We start from the raw sequence: 18331 nt of genomic DNA on the forward strand, positions 1-18331 counted from the left end.
TGAGTAAAGCAGATAATCAGAAAAAAAATATAAGATATCCATTCTAGGTGACAGTATCACCTACGGATATGGTGTTGATCATGAGGAAGCTTATGCTTCTTTGTTAATGCAAGAATCTTATATAGAATCTATACAAAATCTCGGTATTAATGGCTCTACCTTAGGTAAGGGTCAGGATCCCATTTCAGAACGTTATACGTCAGTTGAGGATGATGCGGATATAATTATGATATATGCAGGAACGAATGACTATGGGAGTACATTTAATCCTGTTCCCATTGGTGATAAAGGTGACAAGAATAATGGAACCTTTTACGGAGCGTTACATGTTTTGTACGAAGGATTAATGACACAATATCCAAATACGAAACCGATATTTGTCACAATGCTAAAGCGTAATGATGTAGTATGGGGAAGACCGGAAACCACCCCTTATAATTCTCTTGGTTTTACAATGGATGAATATTATCATGTTCTAATTGATTTTTATAAATCCCATCGTATCGATTATATTGATATTTATCAACACGAAGAATTGAATGCATTAAACTTGGATTTATGCAATCAATACTTTATGGATGGACTTCATCCAAATAAACAAGGACATGCTGTGTTAAAAGATGCAATTGCTGATGGACTTAAGAAAATAATAGGACTTGACTAGCACCTTGGGGGATACCTTATGTTCATATCAGGAGGTGTTTGTTATGCAGATACATGAGATGTGTCATAAAACAGGTTTGACAAAGAAAGCAATTGAATATTATCAGGTAAAGGGACTCATATCACCTAAAATATATGAGAACGGGTATAGGGAGTTCTCGGATAAGGATCTTAGTATATTAAATGAAGTAGCAATGCTTCGTAAGCTGGATCTGGGAATTGAAGAAATAAAACAGGTATTAGATAGTAATGATAGAAAGCGGACGCTTACTTTCATAAAGCATAGGAAGGAGATGGAAGTAAAAGCCAAATCAAATCGTCTTGATCTGTTAGAACAGTTGATTAACGGTGCAGATAATAAGGAAATTAGTGATAAGTTAGATTTACTAGATCATCAGTCAACGATGAAAGAAAGACTTCTTGCTGTATTTCCTGGGTATTATGGCAGATATCTCAGTTTACATTTTGGATATTTTCTCAATGAACCCTTAAGAACAAATGAGAAAAAAAGGCTATTCAATAGGGTGGTTGAAGTTCTTGATAATATGGAATCCATTGAAATTCCGAAAGATCTACAAACGATTCTAGATGAAATAAATATGGATATGAATGATGAAAACATAAATCAAATAATAAATTATATGCAGAATGCTTATGATGATATAGAAACATATATGGATAAGAATAATGAACAAATTCTTAAATATGAAGAGTTTAAGAAATCGAATGAATATGAATCCTCTATCATGTCTCGACTCTTAAACTTATATCGTAAGTTTGGAGAAACGAGTGGATATTATGATGAATTCATACCAATAATGAGGAAATTAAGTCCGGCATATGATGATTATTATAGAAAGATGCTAGAAGCAAACGAGAAATTTAAGACAGTACTAATTGATAAAACAGTAATTGAGATAAATGATAATTAGAATTTTTTGAGCGGAGTGAAGCTATGGTAGAAGTAGGACAGGTAATGAATGCTATGATTGATTATTATAGGGGCGACATAAAGCGTATCAATCACTTTCTAAAAGTATATGGCTTTGCTAAAGCGATTGGTGAAGCAGAAGACTTAGATCAGGAAACTCAGACGATACTTGAAGTCGCAGCCTTAACCCATGATATAGGAATAAAAAACAGCGAATTAAAATACAACAGTTCTGCCGGAAAATATCAGGAACTGGAAGGACCCTTGGAAGCGGAATTATTACTTAATAATCTAAGTATTCAACAAAATATTATTGATCGGGTATGCTGGTTAATAGCACATCATCATACCTACAATAACATTAACGGAATAGATCATCAAATATTAATAGAAGCTGACTTTTTGGTTAATGCATACGAGGATAATTTATCTAGGGATGCAATCTATAGAATATATAGTAAAATATTCACTACAAATCGTGGAAAAGCTTTCATAAATTTAATGTACGATGAGTAATTTAGAAATTTTGAAGCTGAAACAAGTGGTTGGGTAATTACAGAAGTTGCTATAAATATTCAATAATATTATGGCTTTTAGTTTTGAGTTTAGATTTTGATAAACGAAAAAATAACATTTTTATACGTACTCGAATATGATAAAGAGAGAAAACTCCTAAATGAGATATATATGTTTAACAATTCAAATTATATGAATTCAAATGATAATAGAAATTATAATAACAATGCTTATATTGCCGCTATTGTAAACGGAGGACCTTTAGCACCTGAAATCAATGGAATTGTGATGTTTGAACATTTTGAAGGCGGTACCATAGTCACTGCAAATATTTATGGATTGCCGGAATTTAAGCCGGCAAAGAATGGGCAGGCTCCTATAGGCCCTTTTGGTTTTCATATTCACGAGAATGGAGACTGTACGGTAGGTAACACCGAGTCACCCTTTGAAGCAGCGGGAGATCATTGGAATCCGGATAATCAGCCCCATGGGAATCATGCCGGAGACTTACCTGTTCTCTTTTCTAACAATGGATACAGCTATATGTCGTTTTATACGAACCGATTTCAACCCGAAGAGGTTATAGGAAAAGCGGTTATTATTCATCAAAATCCTGATGACTATAGAACACAACCGGCCGGAGATGCCGGTAGCAGGCTTGCATGCGGAGTAATAGACTATGTAGAAGAGATGTATCAATGATTTGTATAATATATTTAAAAGACTAGACATACATCAGGTTTTTGATATCATAATTCCCAGATAAAGGTGTCTGACCATTAAATCAGGCACCTTTTTTTAAAAATCTAGTCTATGAGAAAACTAAGGTAATTCATAATTGAAAAGGTAAAAAAGAGGTGAACTTATTTTTATATTATAGACTAACTATGTCAAGTAGTTAGTCTATACCATAAAAGGCCTTCCAGGTAGGATGTGCAATCAAGCGTAAGGAATTTTGTCAGTTTTACCGATTGCACTTGGCGCGAGAGTTTGCTAAGGCAAATTCTTTGTACTATCTAAATTAGTGATAGGGATCATGATGATCTTCCATAGCATCAGCTTTTGTCTTATGAACCGTACCAAACGGATGCTCCGGTGGAGCATAGATGGAATAAAGCTTAAGCGGTTTATTACCTGTGTTTATAAGATTATGCCATTTTCCTGCCGGAATTAATATTGCATAATCATCATATACTTCTGCTTGAAAATTAAGCCTGTCTCTATGATCTCCCATTAATGTTACACCGTGGCCTTCTTCGACTCGAATAAACTGGTCGACATCAGGATGTATCTCTAATCCGATTTCTCCCCCTACATCGATACTCATTAAGGTAAGCTGCAGATGTTTCCCCGTCCACAAAGCAGTTCGGAAGGTATCATTTTCTTTCGTTACTTCATCAATATTCACAACATAGGGCCTTGAACCATAGTCTTTAAATCTTGAATAATCAAACCTTGGTCCATGATCCATGTTTTTATAGGGAGGATAGTATCTATCGTACCTATTATAATCTCCATGATATCTCACTCTTTTACCGCAGTAAGGACATGTATGCATATTGTCATCACCTGAGGGGCTTAGCATCAGTCTTCTGCCGCAATATGGACATGGATATGATTGATACATAATATCATTCCTTTCAAAGTACTTTACAACAATATCATATGCTATCAAAGATTTAATGTGAAATTATACACCAAGGATAAAACGGATTATAAGTAGTGAATGATAACATAAGCTTACGAAACTTACATGAAATAGCTATAATAAACCTTATATGGAATTTACATTCAAAAGAAATTATGTTACATTACTATAGATAAGAAAACACAGATACCATTGACGGCAAGATAAAGGGGCACATATAGATGAGACTCGTTGAAATTGATATGAACCATAAGATAATACTTAAATTCATATATAAGGAAAAACTCTTTCGCATAAATCTAGATGTTATTAATAAAAATATGACCCATATCATAATACCGTCTTTATTGGAAGATAATCAGGTATTAGATCCAAGTAAGATGCAAGATGTTGAAATCATATATACCCTACAGGAGGGAATCTTTACATTTACTTCTCTTACTTTTGAAGTGGCTGAATATCAGGGGATGCGGGTATATTATGTTAGTTCACAAGAGAACATAGAAAGGCTTAATCGTAGAGAGGCTTATCGATTATTTATAGGAGAGATACTTAAAGTTACAATTGTTAATAAACAGGGCAAAAGGAAGATTGTAGAAGGCGTATTAAAAAATGTTAGTGTAACAGGTATGTGTATTGTGTTAAAGAATGAACTTGAAACAGGAGATACCTTAAAATGTTTATATAATTTTGAAGGATTAAACATCTATCTTTCCGGGAAAATAATCAGAAAAGAAAAAATGCAACGATACCATGCTTTTTCTTATGGCTGTGTATTTAAAGATCATAATAGCGGAGTAAGCAGAATGATTGCATTGAAACATTTGAGAAGAAAAAATAGTAAGCAGTAGCCAGTGAAAAACGATGTATTAGGCAATGGAAATGGATCTAGTTAACAGTTACTATAGAATAAAATCACTTAATTAAACATAGAAAGAGAGACAGGAGATTATGAATAAAAAACAGCTGTTTAACAATGGGTGGGAGTTTGCAAAAAGCGAGTTAGAAGCGTTAGATAGCAATGCTTTAATGTTTGAACCGGTTGATTTGCCCCATGATTGGCTTATCTATAATACATTGGATCTATATGAGAGTAGCATAGGTTGGTATCGCAAAAGATTTACCTGGAAAAAGGATGAGAGAAACCTTTTGTTATGCTTTGACGGTGTTTATATGAATTCGTCTCTTTATGTAAATGGTCTTTTGATCGGTGACTGGAAATATGGCTATTCCTCCTTTGAATATGACATTACGGATGCTTTAAGAGAAGGGGAGAACGAAATTCTCGTAAAAGTCGTTCATGAGAGTCCTAACAGCAGATGGTATTCAGGTGCAGGAATTTATCGTAATGTATGGCTTAAGACAAGAGATAAAAATCACATAAGGACGGACGGAATTTATGTATCCATTGAACAAAAAGAGGATGATTTTAACGTAGAGGTGGATACTGATGTATGTCTTATGCAGGAAGCAGTGATTTGTCATACAATCAGATACAAGGATCAAGAGATTGCGACGGTATCAATGGCAGTTAACCCTAGTGTCTCTCCTGTCACAAACCAACAGACATTATTGATTGAAAATCCAAAGCTTTGGAGTATAGAGGAACCTAATTTATATCAGTTGGTTACAAAGTTACAGTTGAAAACAAATAAGCAGGATACTGCTCCTGAATACGATCTTATCGAAACTGTTAACCAAAATATCGGATTTCGTACTATTACCATGGATCCAAATCAAGGACTATTATTAAATGGCAAGAAACTTAAGCTAAACGGTGTATGCGAACATCATGATCTGGGCGCATTAGGAGCAGCATTTAATAAGATAGCATTAAAAAGAAGATTTCATCTATTAAAAGAAATGGGAGTGAATGCTATACGAACAGCCCATAATATGCCTGCTCCGGAATTGATGGACTTGGCAGATGAAATGGGATTACTGGTTGTATCAGAAGCCTTTGACGTGTGGGAAAGACCAAAGACAAAATACGATTATGCCAGATTTTTTAAAGAATGGGCCGAAAAGGATGTAAAAAGTTGGGTAATGAGAGACCGTAATCATCCGAGTCTATTACTGTGGAGTATAGGAAATGAAATCTATGACACCCATGCAGGTGAGAGAGGTCAAGAAATTACACGATTACTCCTTAACTATGTTAAGCAATATGATCCGAAGGAGAATGCGAAAGTAACCATTGGGTCTAATTACATGCCTTGGGAAAATGCGCAGAAATGCGCCGATATTGTAAAAATAGCGGGTTATAATTACGCAGAGAAATATTATCAGAAACATCATGAGGAGCATCCGGACTGGGTGATCTATGGTAGTGAGACGGCATCTGTTGTACAGAGCCGAGGGGTCTACCATTTTCCTTATGAAAAAGCAATTTTGGCAGATGATGACGAACAATGTTCTGCTCTTGGAAACAGCTCTACCAGTTGGGGAGCGAAGTCCCCGGAAGCATGTATTTTGGCTGAACGGGATATGCCTTTTTCGATGGGACAGTTTTTATGGACCGGCTTTGATTATATCGGTGAACCAACCCCTTATCATACGAAAAATTCATACTTTGGACAGCTGGATACGGCAACCTTTACAAAAGATCCTTATTTTGTATATCAGTCTGCTTGGACTGATTATAGAATAAAACCTATGGTTCACATCATACCTTATTGGGATTTTAACAAAGGACAATTAATTGACGTCCGTATCTGTTCCAATGCACCAAAGGTGGAACTACAATTAAACGGTGTCACAATCGGAACCTATGATATTGATCATAAGCACGGTACACAGCTGGCAGGCTGGTGGAAGCTACCCTATGAAGAGGGTGAATTAAAAGCAATTGCCTATGATGAAAATGGTAATGTGATTGCTACCGAAATTAAGAAATCCTTTGGTGATGCGAAAAAGATATGCCTTGAGGCTGATAAAAATGTGCTAATAGCAAATGGGACGGATTTAAGCTTTGTCGAGATATCCATGGAGGATGAGTGGGGTAATAAAGTAGAGAATGCGAATAACCGTGTACAGGTTAACGTATCCGGGGCAGGTCGCTTGATTGGTTTGGATAATGGTGACAGCACGGATTATGATCCATATAAAGGCTTAAGCAGAAGGTTGTTTAGCGGAAGATTGATGGCAATAATAGGCTCAACTCTTGATTGCGGAGATATTTTCATAGAAGTATCATCCAAAGGGATGGAAAAAAGAGTCCTTGTTTTGAATAGTATAACAGCAAAGGACGGAAATACAGATGGGATTTCAGCCTATACCGCCAATAAGGAGCTACCCTGTATCATGGGAAGTATGGATGAAATACCAGTGCGAAAGATTGAAATAGTTAGTGAATCCGGGCAAGAGTTTGATGAAAGCAAAAAAGAAATAGCAGTAATGGCGAAACTGTATCCTGTAAATACTTCCTACCGGGAGGTTGAATGGAGTGTGGTGAATGAAACCGGTGTTATATCCAACTTAGCTAAGGTGGAAGGCTCCGGTCTTAGAGCTAAACTAACTGCAATTGGTGACGGGGAATTCCGGCTTCGTTGTACCAGTAAGAATGGTACGGATAAAACAAAACTAATCTCTGAGCTGGAATTTAGAGCTGTTGGTTTAGGTACAGCTTATAAGGATCCCTATGGATTTATCTCTGCCGGACTCTATGACTACAGTAAGGGTGAGGTTACGAATGGAAATGAAAAAGGTATAGCCACCAGTAGAGACGGGGAGACCCAGGTGGGCTTTCATGATATTGATTTCGGATCCTATGGTTCTGATATCATTACAATTCCTATCTTTGCTTTATCAAGCGATGAATACACGTTACAGATATGGGAGGGTATGCCGGGAGAGGAAGGTAGCGAGCTTCTGGCAGATGTAATCTATCAAAAAGAATCTAAGTGGAATGTTTATCAGGAGGAAACCTACCGACTATCAAAAAGACTTAAGGGAATTACATCTTTATGCTTTGTTCTGAGGCAGAAGGTTCATATCAAAGGTTTCTCATTTGAAAAGAAAAATAGGGCCTTTGAACAAAACATGGCGGTAGAATGCGATCACATCTATGGTGATACTTATCGTTTGACGAATCAGGGTGTGGAAGGTATCGGTAATAATGTTTCCTTGTTATTTGATGACATGGATTTCAACGATAATGGGATATCCAGAATTATCATCTATGGAAGGTCTCCGATTGATAAGAATACCATTCATGTTCGTTTCTCGAATTCTGACGGGGAAATCAACCAATTGGTTGATTTTACACACTCAAATGAATATGAAGAACGGATATTTGAACTGGATAATGTAACCGGAATTACAAATGTAGCTTTCATATTCCTTCCGGGATCTAATTTTGATTTTGGTTGGTTTCGGTTTGAGTAACTTGGGAATTAATGAAAGTCAATCATAAACAAAATGATTGGATGAAACATGAGATCGGTTTGTTAAAAGGATGGAACCATCTTATAAGTTATCACGTCTAATGGATGTAAAACAATAAAACATAACTTTGAGAGGTGGAAAATATGAAAAAAATGATAAGTATAAAATTTTTGATGGTTATTTTTATAATATCACTCTTGGCGGGTTGCGCAAACACCAATGGTGCTATGAATGATTCGGATGAGTTACCCAGGGTTGAAGAGGATAGTAATACATCTGACGATCTGCCTAAGGCTGATGATGTTGAAGCCGATAAAGATGGTGAAGAAGTATCCGATGAAGTGGCTGATTCAGAAGAAGGAGTGAAAGAGCCTTCAAACCAAGGTATCACAGTAAACTTAATAGATTTTGATGTCGTAGATGTAAGTACTCTTTCGGAAGAGATTATGAATGAAATTGAAGTCTTGAAAGTTAACAAAGGGTATGAATTCTGGGAACAGGAAGATGGATCTTACATCATCTTAATTAGCTCCGGTGAAAAAACTACCGGTGGCTATACGATAGAAGTAGAAGCCATGGAAGATAACGAAGGAAAAACCGCAATCTCTGTAATTGAAACTGAGCCGGCTAAAGATTCCATGAACATTATGGTAATGTCTTATCCTTATGTGGTAGTGAAAGCTTCCGGTATCACCGATAATTTTATTATACGTAATCAGGATCAAGAAGAGTTTACAAGATTATCTTTAGAAGATATCGGTATGGATGCTCCTACCAATGACCAATTAGGTGGGACCATGCTAAGATTTGATGAAAACCCGATTGATTACAGCAAGCCGATTATTGGAATTTATAAAGGTCAGATGGATAACCATACCATTGAAGTTTTAGTTGGAGATATGTATGTACCCTTTGTAGCCGATGAGATAGACCGGTTCTTAGAAGGAATAGATGTGGAGGATACGATAGAGATTACGGTATCCATATCACCCAGTGATCAGGTAATCGTTGAAAACATTGAGAAAGTAAAGTAAAAATCCAATAAAAAAGCTGATAAACTATAATAAGTGATAAAATTAAGGGCTTGTACAAAATGAAACTCGTGTGTATTACTAAATAACGCCTTAAGCTTAGATTTAAAAACATAGGAAATGCCCCTCTTGTAGACAGTATATGATAAAACTGTTTCTCACAAGAAGGGGCATTTTTCTTGGGTAATCCCAGGGTCCGTTATATACTTTTTGATTTAAACAATAGTATATTAAGCACTTTTTGTAGGTTTATTACTAATGTTATTGATTGATATTTTTAAGAAAATCTTCTGTATAGTCTACAATTTCAAGAGCTTTATCCTGATAAAGAAAGTGCGATGAATCTATGATTTGATAGGTTGTATGTTCTCCCAGTCTATGTAAATGCTTATTCTGATACCCCATACCATCGTCTTTATTTTTCTTTGCCATATATTTTATTGTCTGGCTGGAAATCAACTTTAAGACTGGTACGTTTTTGGGAAACGCAAGGTTATATACTTCTTTAATATTGTCCACTATGTTAACAGACTGATTGATAAATGTGTCATTAATATTGTGTAATATACGTGTTTTATAATCATTGATTTCTTTTTGTGTATATCCGTTTTCTATTCGTTTTTTCTCAGGTATTAAACCGATTGTTAAACGGGTCAAACCAATGGCCTGCTGGAATTTAGCGATTGAGTATACAAATCGGGGCACGTTCGGTAGCTTGGTTTCTGCAGTGGAAGTCGTATCAAGCATAACGATACCCTTTATTTCATCGGGGTACCTACTTGCGTAATACTCACAATAAATACCGGAAGCAGAATGAGGCATTAAGATATAGGGAGGAGCAAAGCCTGTTTTTTGTAAAGCAGTACGAATTTCCTGTGTATAGTTTTCATTTGTTCTTGGTACGGAAGAACCTTCACTAAAGCCAACACCAAAATATTCAAGAGTTACAACGGTATAATATTTGCTTAATTCCCGCATTAAAGGGGCAAAATCGGCACTGGGAAGAGGTACACCAAGACCGGGTAGCAATACGATTGTTTCATTTCCTTCACCCATGGAATAAACATGCATTTTGTTGCCACCGACATCTACCAATTGACCATAGGGTTTGATTTTTTTCAGTTCACCCTTTGATTTAATGCTATTAATAATAAATCCAATCAACATTAGAGTAGCTATAATTGTAGCTATAATTCCTAGGATATACATAATTTTCTTACCTCGTCTTTTCTTAGTTTTTTTTCGTGGGTTTTTTAATTATTTCGTTATATTTTTATGTGATTTCATTTTTATGTTTTTCCTTATTTATAATTCGTATGATTAACATAAATCATTGATTGGATGAATGCAATCATCTTAAAGAACAGGTCAGTCCTTATTCATCAGACGGAGAGGATATAACCGAAAAGCTTCTACTCCTTCTTAAATTAGAGGCTTCTTTATTCATATATTTAATAATAAGTTGTTTTAGTTCCTTAAGAAAATCATCATACTCATCATCACTTAGGAGTAATACGGAATTATTGAGAAATACCCGATCTTTCTGTGGATCCGCGTCTTTGGTGCTAAAATATCTGTCAAAGTCAGCATATATCTTCATTAAAAATCCAAAGGCATTTCTCGTAGCATTTTCCAAAGTGTTCTCAGAGGATAGCACATTGATATTTAAGGCATATACATTTTCTACGGTACCACGAATTTTGTTCTCGCTAACAACGGTAAGAATTCCTGACTTCACCAAGGTATTAATATGACGGTAAAGAGTTGTTCTTGGCACATCATCCATTACAGAGATGAGTTCTCCCGCTGTTATCGTCTTATGTGTTGCCAGATGTTGTATAATTCGCATCCTGATAGGATTAAGTAATATTTGATTTAGATCGTTCATAATAATCTCCATTCCGCCGATATACCTCAAATTGGGCATCAGCACAAAGTTGTAATTTGAAAATTTTGATTTTTCATATGAATTCTCATTTCATTGTTTCCACTAATGATTATAATACCAAAAATGGAAAGGTCAAGAGGTTTTATATTATTATTTACTAAATATATAAGGCAAATCTAAATATCAACAGATTTAGTCAAGTCTTGAATAAAAGCAAAACTAAGTCTAGTCCTCATATTACAGGGCTTGACTTGGTTTCTTACAAGAAGTATACTTTCGTTATATGCCATGATTGGCAAGTAGATAAGGACTACTGAGAATGATATCATTCGCTATTGCATTAATTGGAGGATAGGAAAATGAATGAAAGTAATATAACGCGATTAGAGTATAACGATAAAGAGATTATACTGATTGCGACTGCCCATGTGTCTAAGGAAAGTGCGGAGTTAGTAAAGAAGGTTGTCGAGGAGGAGCATCCGGATAGTGTGTGTATTGAACTGGATGAAGACCGGTATAAGAACATCATGAATCCGAAAGCTTGGGAGAACACAGATATCGTTAAGGTAATTAAGGAAAAAAGAGTTGGTTTTCTGGTTGCGAATCTTTTACTTAGTTCCTATCAGAAAAAGATGGCAAAGAAGCTGAATACTACGGTTGGCGGCGAAATGCTGCAAGGGATAGAGAGTGCTAAAGAAGTCGGTGCAAAACTGGTATTGGCCGACAGAAAAGTACAGACAACCTTTCTTCGTATCTGGCGTAAATTGGGATTCTGGGAAAAGATGAAACTGTTCGTTAGTTTGATTATCTCATCGGATGAAGATACAGATATTTCGAATCTGGATTTACAGGAGTTGTTACAGGAGGACATGCTGGAGTCAGCTATGGCCGGTATGCGAAAGCAATTTCCTAAAATCGGAGAGATATTAATTAGTGAGAGAGATCAATACCTGGCTGCTAAGATAAAAGAAGCACCCGGTAAGAAAATTGTGGCTGTTCTGGGAGGAGCTCATGTTCCCGGTATCAAACAAGAGATTTACAAAACCCAGGACATCGAAAGTATTTCAGTAGTACCGCCAAAAAGCACTTGGTCAAAAGTTGCCGGTTGGATTATCCCTGCTTTAATTACGGGACTTATAATTTATTCCTTTGTGTTAAATATACAAACAGGGATAGAACAGTTGTCAACTTGGGTATTATGGACCGGAGCTTTGGCAGCTATATTTACTGCGATATCTCTAGGTCATCCTCTTAGCATTCTGACAGCCTTTGTTGCAGCTCCTCTGACTACATTACATCCGTTGTTTGCTTGCGGTTGGTTTGCCGGACTGACAGAGGCTACGATAAAGAAACCTACAGTACAAGATGTATTGAATGTCCAGACGGATATATTAAGCTTAAAAGGAATCTTAAGAAACCGTTTTTTAAAGATTATTCTGGTCATTGCAATGGCAAATATCGGTGCAACCATTGGAACCATAGTTGCTGGAACAGATATGGTGAAGAATCTATTATAAGTTATTCAATATAGTTAAATGGTGATGTTGTGTAATATGGGTTCTTAAGATAAGAAGCGACAGGATGCACTATACACAAAAAATTATATTGTTTTATATACTATTAATGGACTGTTTCAAAATAAACAATAGGAATATAATTTACCCACACACAGATTGAAGGACAGATTCAAAATTAGCAACATGTCCTTCAAACAGTGCATTACGGTAATTTATATTCCCAGTTTAACTATTTTGAAACAGCCCCTACGAACTATATATCTGAAACAGCGCCATTTTAATACGACATTATTATATTATATTATATTATATTATATTATATAAGGAGAGCCTTGACCACGTTCTCTAGCCCCATTCCGTGGGAGGCTTTTACGAGAATGGTATCACCTTCTTTTGTTATAGATGGAAGTTCCTTAATAAGTTCTTCGCGGTTCTCATAATACAACAAGGTTCCTTGAAAGGATTTAGAAGCTTCATCATAAAGATAAGAGGCTAATTTACCTACACATATCAAGGTGTCTATAGCCTTAGCTGACACATAAGCTCCAATCTCTTCATGAAGTTCTTTTTCTTCCTTTCCCAATTCAAACATATCACCTAGTATGGCTACTTTTCGGGTATCTGCCTTGGTTAAGAGATCAATGGCTGCTTTCATGGATACCGGATTAGCGTTATAGCAATCATCTATGATAGTCCGTTTTTCTTGACGAATAATATTACTTCTTCCGCCAAGGGGTTTTACCATCTCTATTCCTGATGAAATATCTTCATAAGTCATATCAAGTGTGATACCTACCAGGGTAGCTGCTAAGGCATTTAAAATCATGTGTTCGCCGGGAAGCGGTATGTTGGCCTGAATTAAACAATTCTTTGCATGAATGTCACAGGTACTGCCATATAAACCGTCAGCTTTTATATTAGTCGCATAAATGTCGTTGTTTTTTCCAAACCCGAAAGTGATAGGTATTATTCCCTTAAATTTTTTTATTGTTGCTAACATATCATCATCACCGTTTAGGATGATTTTACCGTCTTCCTTCATAAAATCAAAGATTTCTGATTTTGCTTTTAATATACCCTGTCGGGTTCCCAGGTTTTCTAAGTGACAGTAGCCGATATTAGTAAGTACACAGATATCGGGTTTCGCTATTTCACTTAATCGGTGCATTTCTCCAAAATCGCTAATTCCCATTTCCAGGACGGCAATATGATGATTATCTCTGATTTTTAATATGGTTAGAGGTAGACCGATTTCATTATTGTAGTTTCCTTCTGTTTTCAAGACATTATATTTCATAGATAAAACCGCACTAATGAATTCCTTTGTGCTGGTTTTACCTACGCTGCCGGTAATACCTACAACTTTAATATCAAGCTGCATGCGATACCATATAGCGATATTTTTAAGGGCAATTAAGCTATTCTCAACCAGTATGTAGGGACCTTTTGGATTCCTAGGAGCTTTTTCACAGATTACGGCAATCGCTCCTTTATCAAAAACCTCATTGATGAAACTATGGCCATCCACCCGTTCCCCTACAGTAGCAATAAAGATATAATCCTTCTCTACCAATCGAGAATCCATAACAACCCCGGATATTTCCCGACCATCATAATCCTTATCAAAAAACAGGTTCCCATTACAAGCTTTTGCAATCTGTGTTAAAGTCATATTCTTCATCATTTTTATTCTCCTGCTTCGTATTTTTTCAAAGAACTTTCTATTATCTTTTCACACAAAGCCTCAAAATCCATACCGATAGCCTTAGCTTCCTGAGGTAAGAGTGAAGTAGGAGTCATACCGGGTAATGTATTAGCCTCGAGACAGAAGATTTCATTCTTTTCATTCATGATAAAGTCCATACGAGCATAGGTTTTTATTCTTAAAGCGTTAAACACAGCCTCCGCTATTCTTTGCATCTGCATGGCCAGTTCAATACTAACATTCGCAGGGCAGGTTTCTATGGCACTTCCTGGTTGGTATTTGTTTTTATAATCATAGAAGCTGACTAAAGGAGTGATTTCTATGATGGGTAAGGCCTTACCGTCAATTACTCCAACAGAAAATTCACGGCCTTTAATATATTGCTCAATGATTACCTCGTTACCGTAAGCAAATGCGTTGGATAGAGCAGCATCCAGCTCCTCCGCAACATTAACAATAGAAACGCCTACACTGGAACCACCATTATTCACCTTAACGACACAAGGATAAACACTCCAGGTAAATTTCTCGCCTTTTTTCATATGTATTCCGGCGGGTGTCGGTATTTTGTAATAGGAGAAGATCTCTTTCGAGATAGACTTATCCATAGCTATGGCACTGCTTGTATAATCCGTACCGGTGTATTTGATTCCCATTAAATCAAAAGCAGCTTGTATCTTACCGTCTTCACCGTTCTCACCGTGTAATGCAATAAATACAATATCAGCCTGTGTGCATACCTCTATTACACCGGGTCCGAATAAGCTATCAGGATTATCCTTTCTTAAAGCTTTAATCATACGGATATCGGGGTTCGTTTCTTTGACAACACCTATGTTTTCCGACCAGTCTTTCTCTAGATCAAATAGATTCGTTAACGAACCCTCATATCCTAAGTATACATCCATAAGCACAACCTGATGTCCTCTGTTTTTTAAAGCCCTATAAATCATGGCGCCTGTTGATAAGGATACATCTCTTTCTGAGCTGATACCTCCTGCCAAAACAACAATTTTCATGTTTATACCCCACTTTCTACTTTAATCTTTACGAATTAATATATGTTGCAATAAAAAATTGGTAAATAACTCTATATTTTCTATATGCTGTTAAAAACCCGAATATACACTGTGGATGATCAGGCAGCAAGTATAGGATTGTTAATCTGAGATATATTATAGCGATGATTGAAATCAGTGTCCATCATTTCTTTTTATAAAATCTCAATAAGATATCAAGGATTTATTTACAACGATATAGGAATGTTTATTAACGAATTTTTTCGTAAAAAGTATTAATGAAATGTTTTGAATTAAAAAATTGATAGGTGACGTTATGCTTAAGATTATTGTATTTATACACAATAAGGTTAAATCGGATAACAACTATAATAAAATATCATGTGAGAATCAATAAGTACGAAAAACTACGAATATATGAGTTGAGTATGGTGTAAAAGATAGATTTATGGTACTATAAATGTATATCAATAATCTGACAAAACACCTATAAATAATACTACAAAGGACAAATTGGATGAGAGAAAAGATGAAAAAATCAAAACAGGAACAATCGGTAATGAATGAAATGACTTATAACAGAAAAATCAAATATTATCATTGGATTGGTTTGGTTTTAAGTTCTATTATATATTTATGGTTTATTAATTTAATTGTTTATTTTTCGTCACCTGAATTAGCATATTGGGTTCATATAGGGGATAGTATCATCTCCAAAACAAGTATCGTAGGTATTATAGCACAGACGCAGGTTGTTTTAATTATATTAATGGTTTTAAACCCGATTAAAATCAGTAATATGGTCGCAATTATACTTAATATGATACTGGCCTCCGGGGCAATCTATGCTACTTTTATTAAAGGAAATATGGATGCATTACCTGGAGTTGTGATTCCTGTTAGTACTATAATCATGGTTATTATTATATCACGTTACGGGAATAACTTAAATAAACAAATCAAGAAAGTAATTCATTTCAATCAAATTATTAAAAAAAATGAAGAAATGTTGCATAATATGGCATACTATGATTCGCTTACACAACTTCCGAATCGTACCATGATGTTGGAGAAGATGGGAAGCTTAACGGATCCATACGCGAAAGAGAATAATAGTTTTATATTCGTTTTTATAGATTTAGATAACTTTAAAAAAATTAATGACTCCATGGGACACAGCGTTGGTGATGAAATCTTAAAGCAGATTTCCATGCGATGGAAGGAGAGTGTCCATGCGCAGGATCTACTGGGACGCCTTGGGGGAGATGAGTTTGCTCTTATCATCTGCAGAGATTTAACACAGACGGAGCTTTTGGAGTATGTAGAAAGTTTTCGTTTTGTACTTTCCAAAGCATTCACAATTGAGCATAAAGATTTCTATATCAATGCCAGTTTTGGTATTACAAGATATCCGGAGGATGGCAGTAATACCACAGAGCTTCTTAAAAATGCAGATATTGCATTATACAATGCGAAAAACGCCGGCAAGAATGAAATTCAATTTTTTAATAAAGAAATGCAAAAGGATGTATTAAAGCGGATTCAACTGGAGAATGGTTTGTTTACTGCAGTTCGAAATAATGAGTTGTATATGGTTTTTCAACCACAATACACCAGTGACTCAAAGAAATTAAGAGGTTATGAAGCATTAGCCAGATGGGAATATTCTGAACTAGGGTTTATCAGTCCGGGTCAGTTCATCCCGATCGCTGAAGAGACGGGAATTATTATTGAGATGGGTAAATGGATTTTCCGAACGGTCTTAGAGAAATTCATGGAGTTCCAAAAAAGATTTGATAAAAAACCTATGGTTTCCATTAATATATCCGTTGTACAGATGATAGAGCCGAACTTTGTTACTATGGTTAAGGAAATTTTGAATGAGACAGGTTTTGACAGCAGATATCTGGAGTTAGAAATAACGGAATCTGTTTTTATATCCTATCCGGATCATATCATAAATGTAATTAAACAACTAAGGGAATTCGGAATCAGAATAGCGATTGATGATTTTGGTACAGGTTATGCCTCCCTAAGCTATCTACATCTGCTTCCTATTAATGTGTTAAAAATTGACAAAGCCTTTATTGATCTGATTACAACACAGAAAGCTATCAGCCAGATCGTTAGCAATATAATAAATCTATCCCATCAGCTTGGTATAGAAGTGGTAGCGGAAGGCGTAGAAGATGAGGAGCAGTTAAATGCTCTTATACAATTTAATTGTGATTATATACAGGGATATTTGTTCAGCAAGCCAATTAGTGAAGAACAGTTATTTCAAATGCATGATTGATAAATGATGCAAGATTTTTAGAATATTAATATTTGTTTGATACTATCGTTATATCAATTATTATCATGGTGATTACAATAACAATTGACACAGTTGCTGCACGAAGTATTATTAAGTCCATTGTAAGGATGACGGATAACTAAAAATACTTGCAGACGGTAATTCTACGTTTCATTTAATGCATAAGAGTAAAGATGAAATTGGTAAAATGAGTGAGTTATTAAGTCATATGCAATCAGAGTTGAAAACAATCAACAGCATCCACTGAAGAAATCGCTGCTTCGCTTGAGGAACAGCTGTCCAGTATGGAGCATGTATCCGGTTCTGCTAAAAATCTGCAGAAAATTGCTGTTGAACTTGAAGAATTGGTAGGACAGTTTAAATTATAGAATAATTAATCGATATAAAAAGCGAATGTATGAAGAGAGTGATTTTAACTTAAATTACTCTCTTTTTTGCGTAAACATAGTGTTCATAGCTAACTCACTTTTATGAGAAGCGGTCACGAACTTTAAATCTGGTTAGTGTGTTTTTAGTTGAGTACTAGATGTATGGATAAGCCTATGAACGGATATATGTTAAATTCATATAATATGGTATAAGTGGTAGTGTAAAGTTTGGTATGAAAAACTGATATAAAAAAATATGTCCCTTTGAACATTGAAAAAGCAAATATTTTAACCCTGAATTTATGCATTGGCAGGTTACGCCAACCTTGAGTGCAACAAAAA

General features: G+C 35.6%; 14 protein-coding genes. 9 read left to right on the plus strand and 5 right to left on the minus strand.

Features of this window, described 5'->3' with window-relative positions; translation table 11 throughout:
* Positions 1 to 40: 40 nt before the first annotated feature.
* From I5677_RS03490 to I5677_RS03505, 4 genes are all read left to right on the plus strand, one after another.
* The gene (locus I5677_RS03490) at positions 41 to 664 is read left to right on the plus strand and encodes an SGNH/GDSL hydrolase family protein (protein ID WP_330617806.1); all 624 of its coding nucleotides are present in this window, start codon (positions 41 to 43) and stop codon (positions 662 to 664) included.
* Between the two features lie 43 nt (positions 665 to 707).
* Positions 708 to 1595, plus strand: a complete 888-nt coding sequence (locus tag I5677_RS03495) for a MerR family transcriptional regulator (protein WP_197660170.1) — start codon at positions 708 to 710, stop codon at positions 1593 to 1595.
* A 23-nt stretch (positions 1596 to 1618) separates the two neighbouring features.
* On the plus strand, positions 1619 to 2110 hold the full coding sequence (locus I5677_RS03500; protein ID WP_197660171.1) for an HD domain-containing protein: 492 nt from the start codon (positions 1619 to 1621) through the stop codon (positions 2108 to 2110).
* A gap of 171 nt (positions 2111 to 2281) precedes the next feature.
* Positions 2282 to 2812 (plus strand): superoxide dismutase family protein, encoded by a 531-nt coding sequence (locus tag I5677_RS03505; RefSeq protein WP_330617802.1) that lies wholly within the window; start codon positions 2282 to 2284, stop codon positions 2810 to 2812.
* 319 nt (positions 2813 to 3131) lie between these two features.
* Here the strand turns inward: I5677_RS03505 and I5677_RS03510 are convergent, their stop codons facing one another.
* Entirely contained in the window at positions 3132 to 3737 is a 606-nt protein-coding gene (locus tag I5677_RS03510; RefSeq protein WP_197660172.1) for a cupin domain-containing protein, read from the minus strand.
* 242 nt (positions 3738 to 3979) lie between these two features.
* On the opposite strand from I5677_RS03510, the gene I5677_RS03515 reads away from it, so the two are divergent.
* From I5677_RS03515 to I5677_RS03525, 3 genes are all read left to right on the plus strand, one after another.
* Positions 3980 to 4609 (plus strand): PilZ domain-containing protein, encoded by a 630-nt coding sequence (locus I5677_RS03515; protein WP_197660173.1) that lies wholly within the window; start codon positions 3980 to 3982, stop codon positions 4607 to 4609.
* A gap of 100 nt (positions 4610 to 4709) precedes the next feature.
* Positions 4710 to 8144, plus strand: a complete 3435-nt coding sequence (locus I5677_RS03520) for a glycoside hydrolase family 2 TIM barrel-domain containing protein (protein WP_197660174.1) — start codon at positions 4710 to 4712, stop codon at positions 8142 to 8144.
* A gap of 143 nt (positions 8145 to 8287) precedes the next feature.
* Positions 8288 to 9178: a protease complex subunit PrcB family protein gene (locus I5677_RS03525; protein WP_197660175.1), complete on the plus strand. Its 891-nt coding sequence runs from the start codon at positions 8288 to 8290 to the stop codon at positions 9176 to 9178.
* A 258-nt stretch (positions 9179 to 9436) separates the two neighbouring features.
* Here the strand turns inward: I5677_RS03525 and I5677_RS03530 are convergent, their stop codons facing one another.
* A complete protein-coding gene (locus tag I5677_RS03530) occupies positions 9437 to 10384 on the minus strand; it encodes an alpha/beta hydrolase (RefSeq protein WP_197660176.1) in 948 nt (315 codons plus the stop codon).
* Positions 10385 to 10550: 166 nt separating this feature from the next.
* Complete coding sequence (locus tag I5677_RS03535; RefSeq protein ID WP_197660177.1) at positions 10551 to 11063, minus strand: helix-turn-helix domain-containing protein; 513 nt, start codon at positions 11061 to 11063, stop codon at positions 10551 to 10553.
* Between the two features lie 359 nt (positions 11064 to 11422).
* Here I5677_RS03535 and I5677_RS03540 point away from each other — a divergent pair, with 359 nt between their 5' ends.
* Positions 11423 to 12580, plus strand: coding sequence for a TraB/GumN family protein (locus I5677_RS03540; protein WP_197660178.1), 1158 nt, complete (start codon positions 11423 to 11425; stop codon positions 12578 to 12580).
* A gap of 316 nt (positions 12581 to 12896) precedes the next feature.
* On the opposite strand, the gene I5677_RS03545 is transcribed toward I5677_RS03540, so the two are convergent.
* Complete coding sequence (locus I5677_RS03545) at positions 12897 to 14264, minus strand: UDP-N-acetylmuramoyl-tripeptide--D-alanyl-D-alanine ligase (RefSeq protein ID WP_330617803.1); 1368 nt, start codon at positions 14262 to 14264, stop codon at positions 12897 to 12899.
* A gap of 2 nt (positions 14265 to 14266) precedes the next feature.
* Complete coding sequence (locus I5677_RS03550; protein WP_197660179.1) at positions 14267 to 15304, minus strand: D-alanine--D-alanine ligase family protein; 1038 nt, start codon at positions 15302 to 15304, stop codon at positions 14267 to 14269.
* A 529-nt stretch (positions 15305 to 15833) separates the two neighbouring features.
* On the opposite strand from I5677_RS03550, the gene I5677_RS03555 reads away from it, so the two are divergent.
* A complete protein-coding gene (locus I5677_RS03555; RefSeq protein WP_197660180.1) occupies positions 15834 to 17600 on the plus strand; it encodes a putative bifunctional diguanylate cyclase/phosphodiesterase in 1767 nt (588 codons plus the stop codon).
* Positions 17601 to 18331: the final 731 nt, after the last annotated feature.

Origin of the sequence: Mobilitalea sibirica (genome assembly GCF_015999265.1) — a bacterium.
Taxonomy (GTDB): domain Bacteria; phylum Bacillota; class Clostridia; order Lachnospirales; family Lachnospiraceae; genus Mobilitalea; species Mobilitalea sibirica.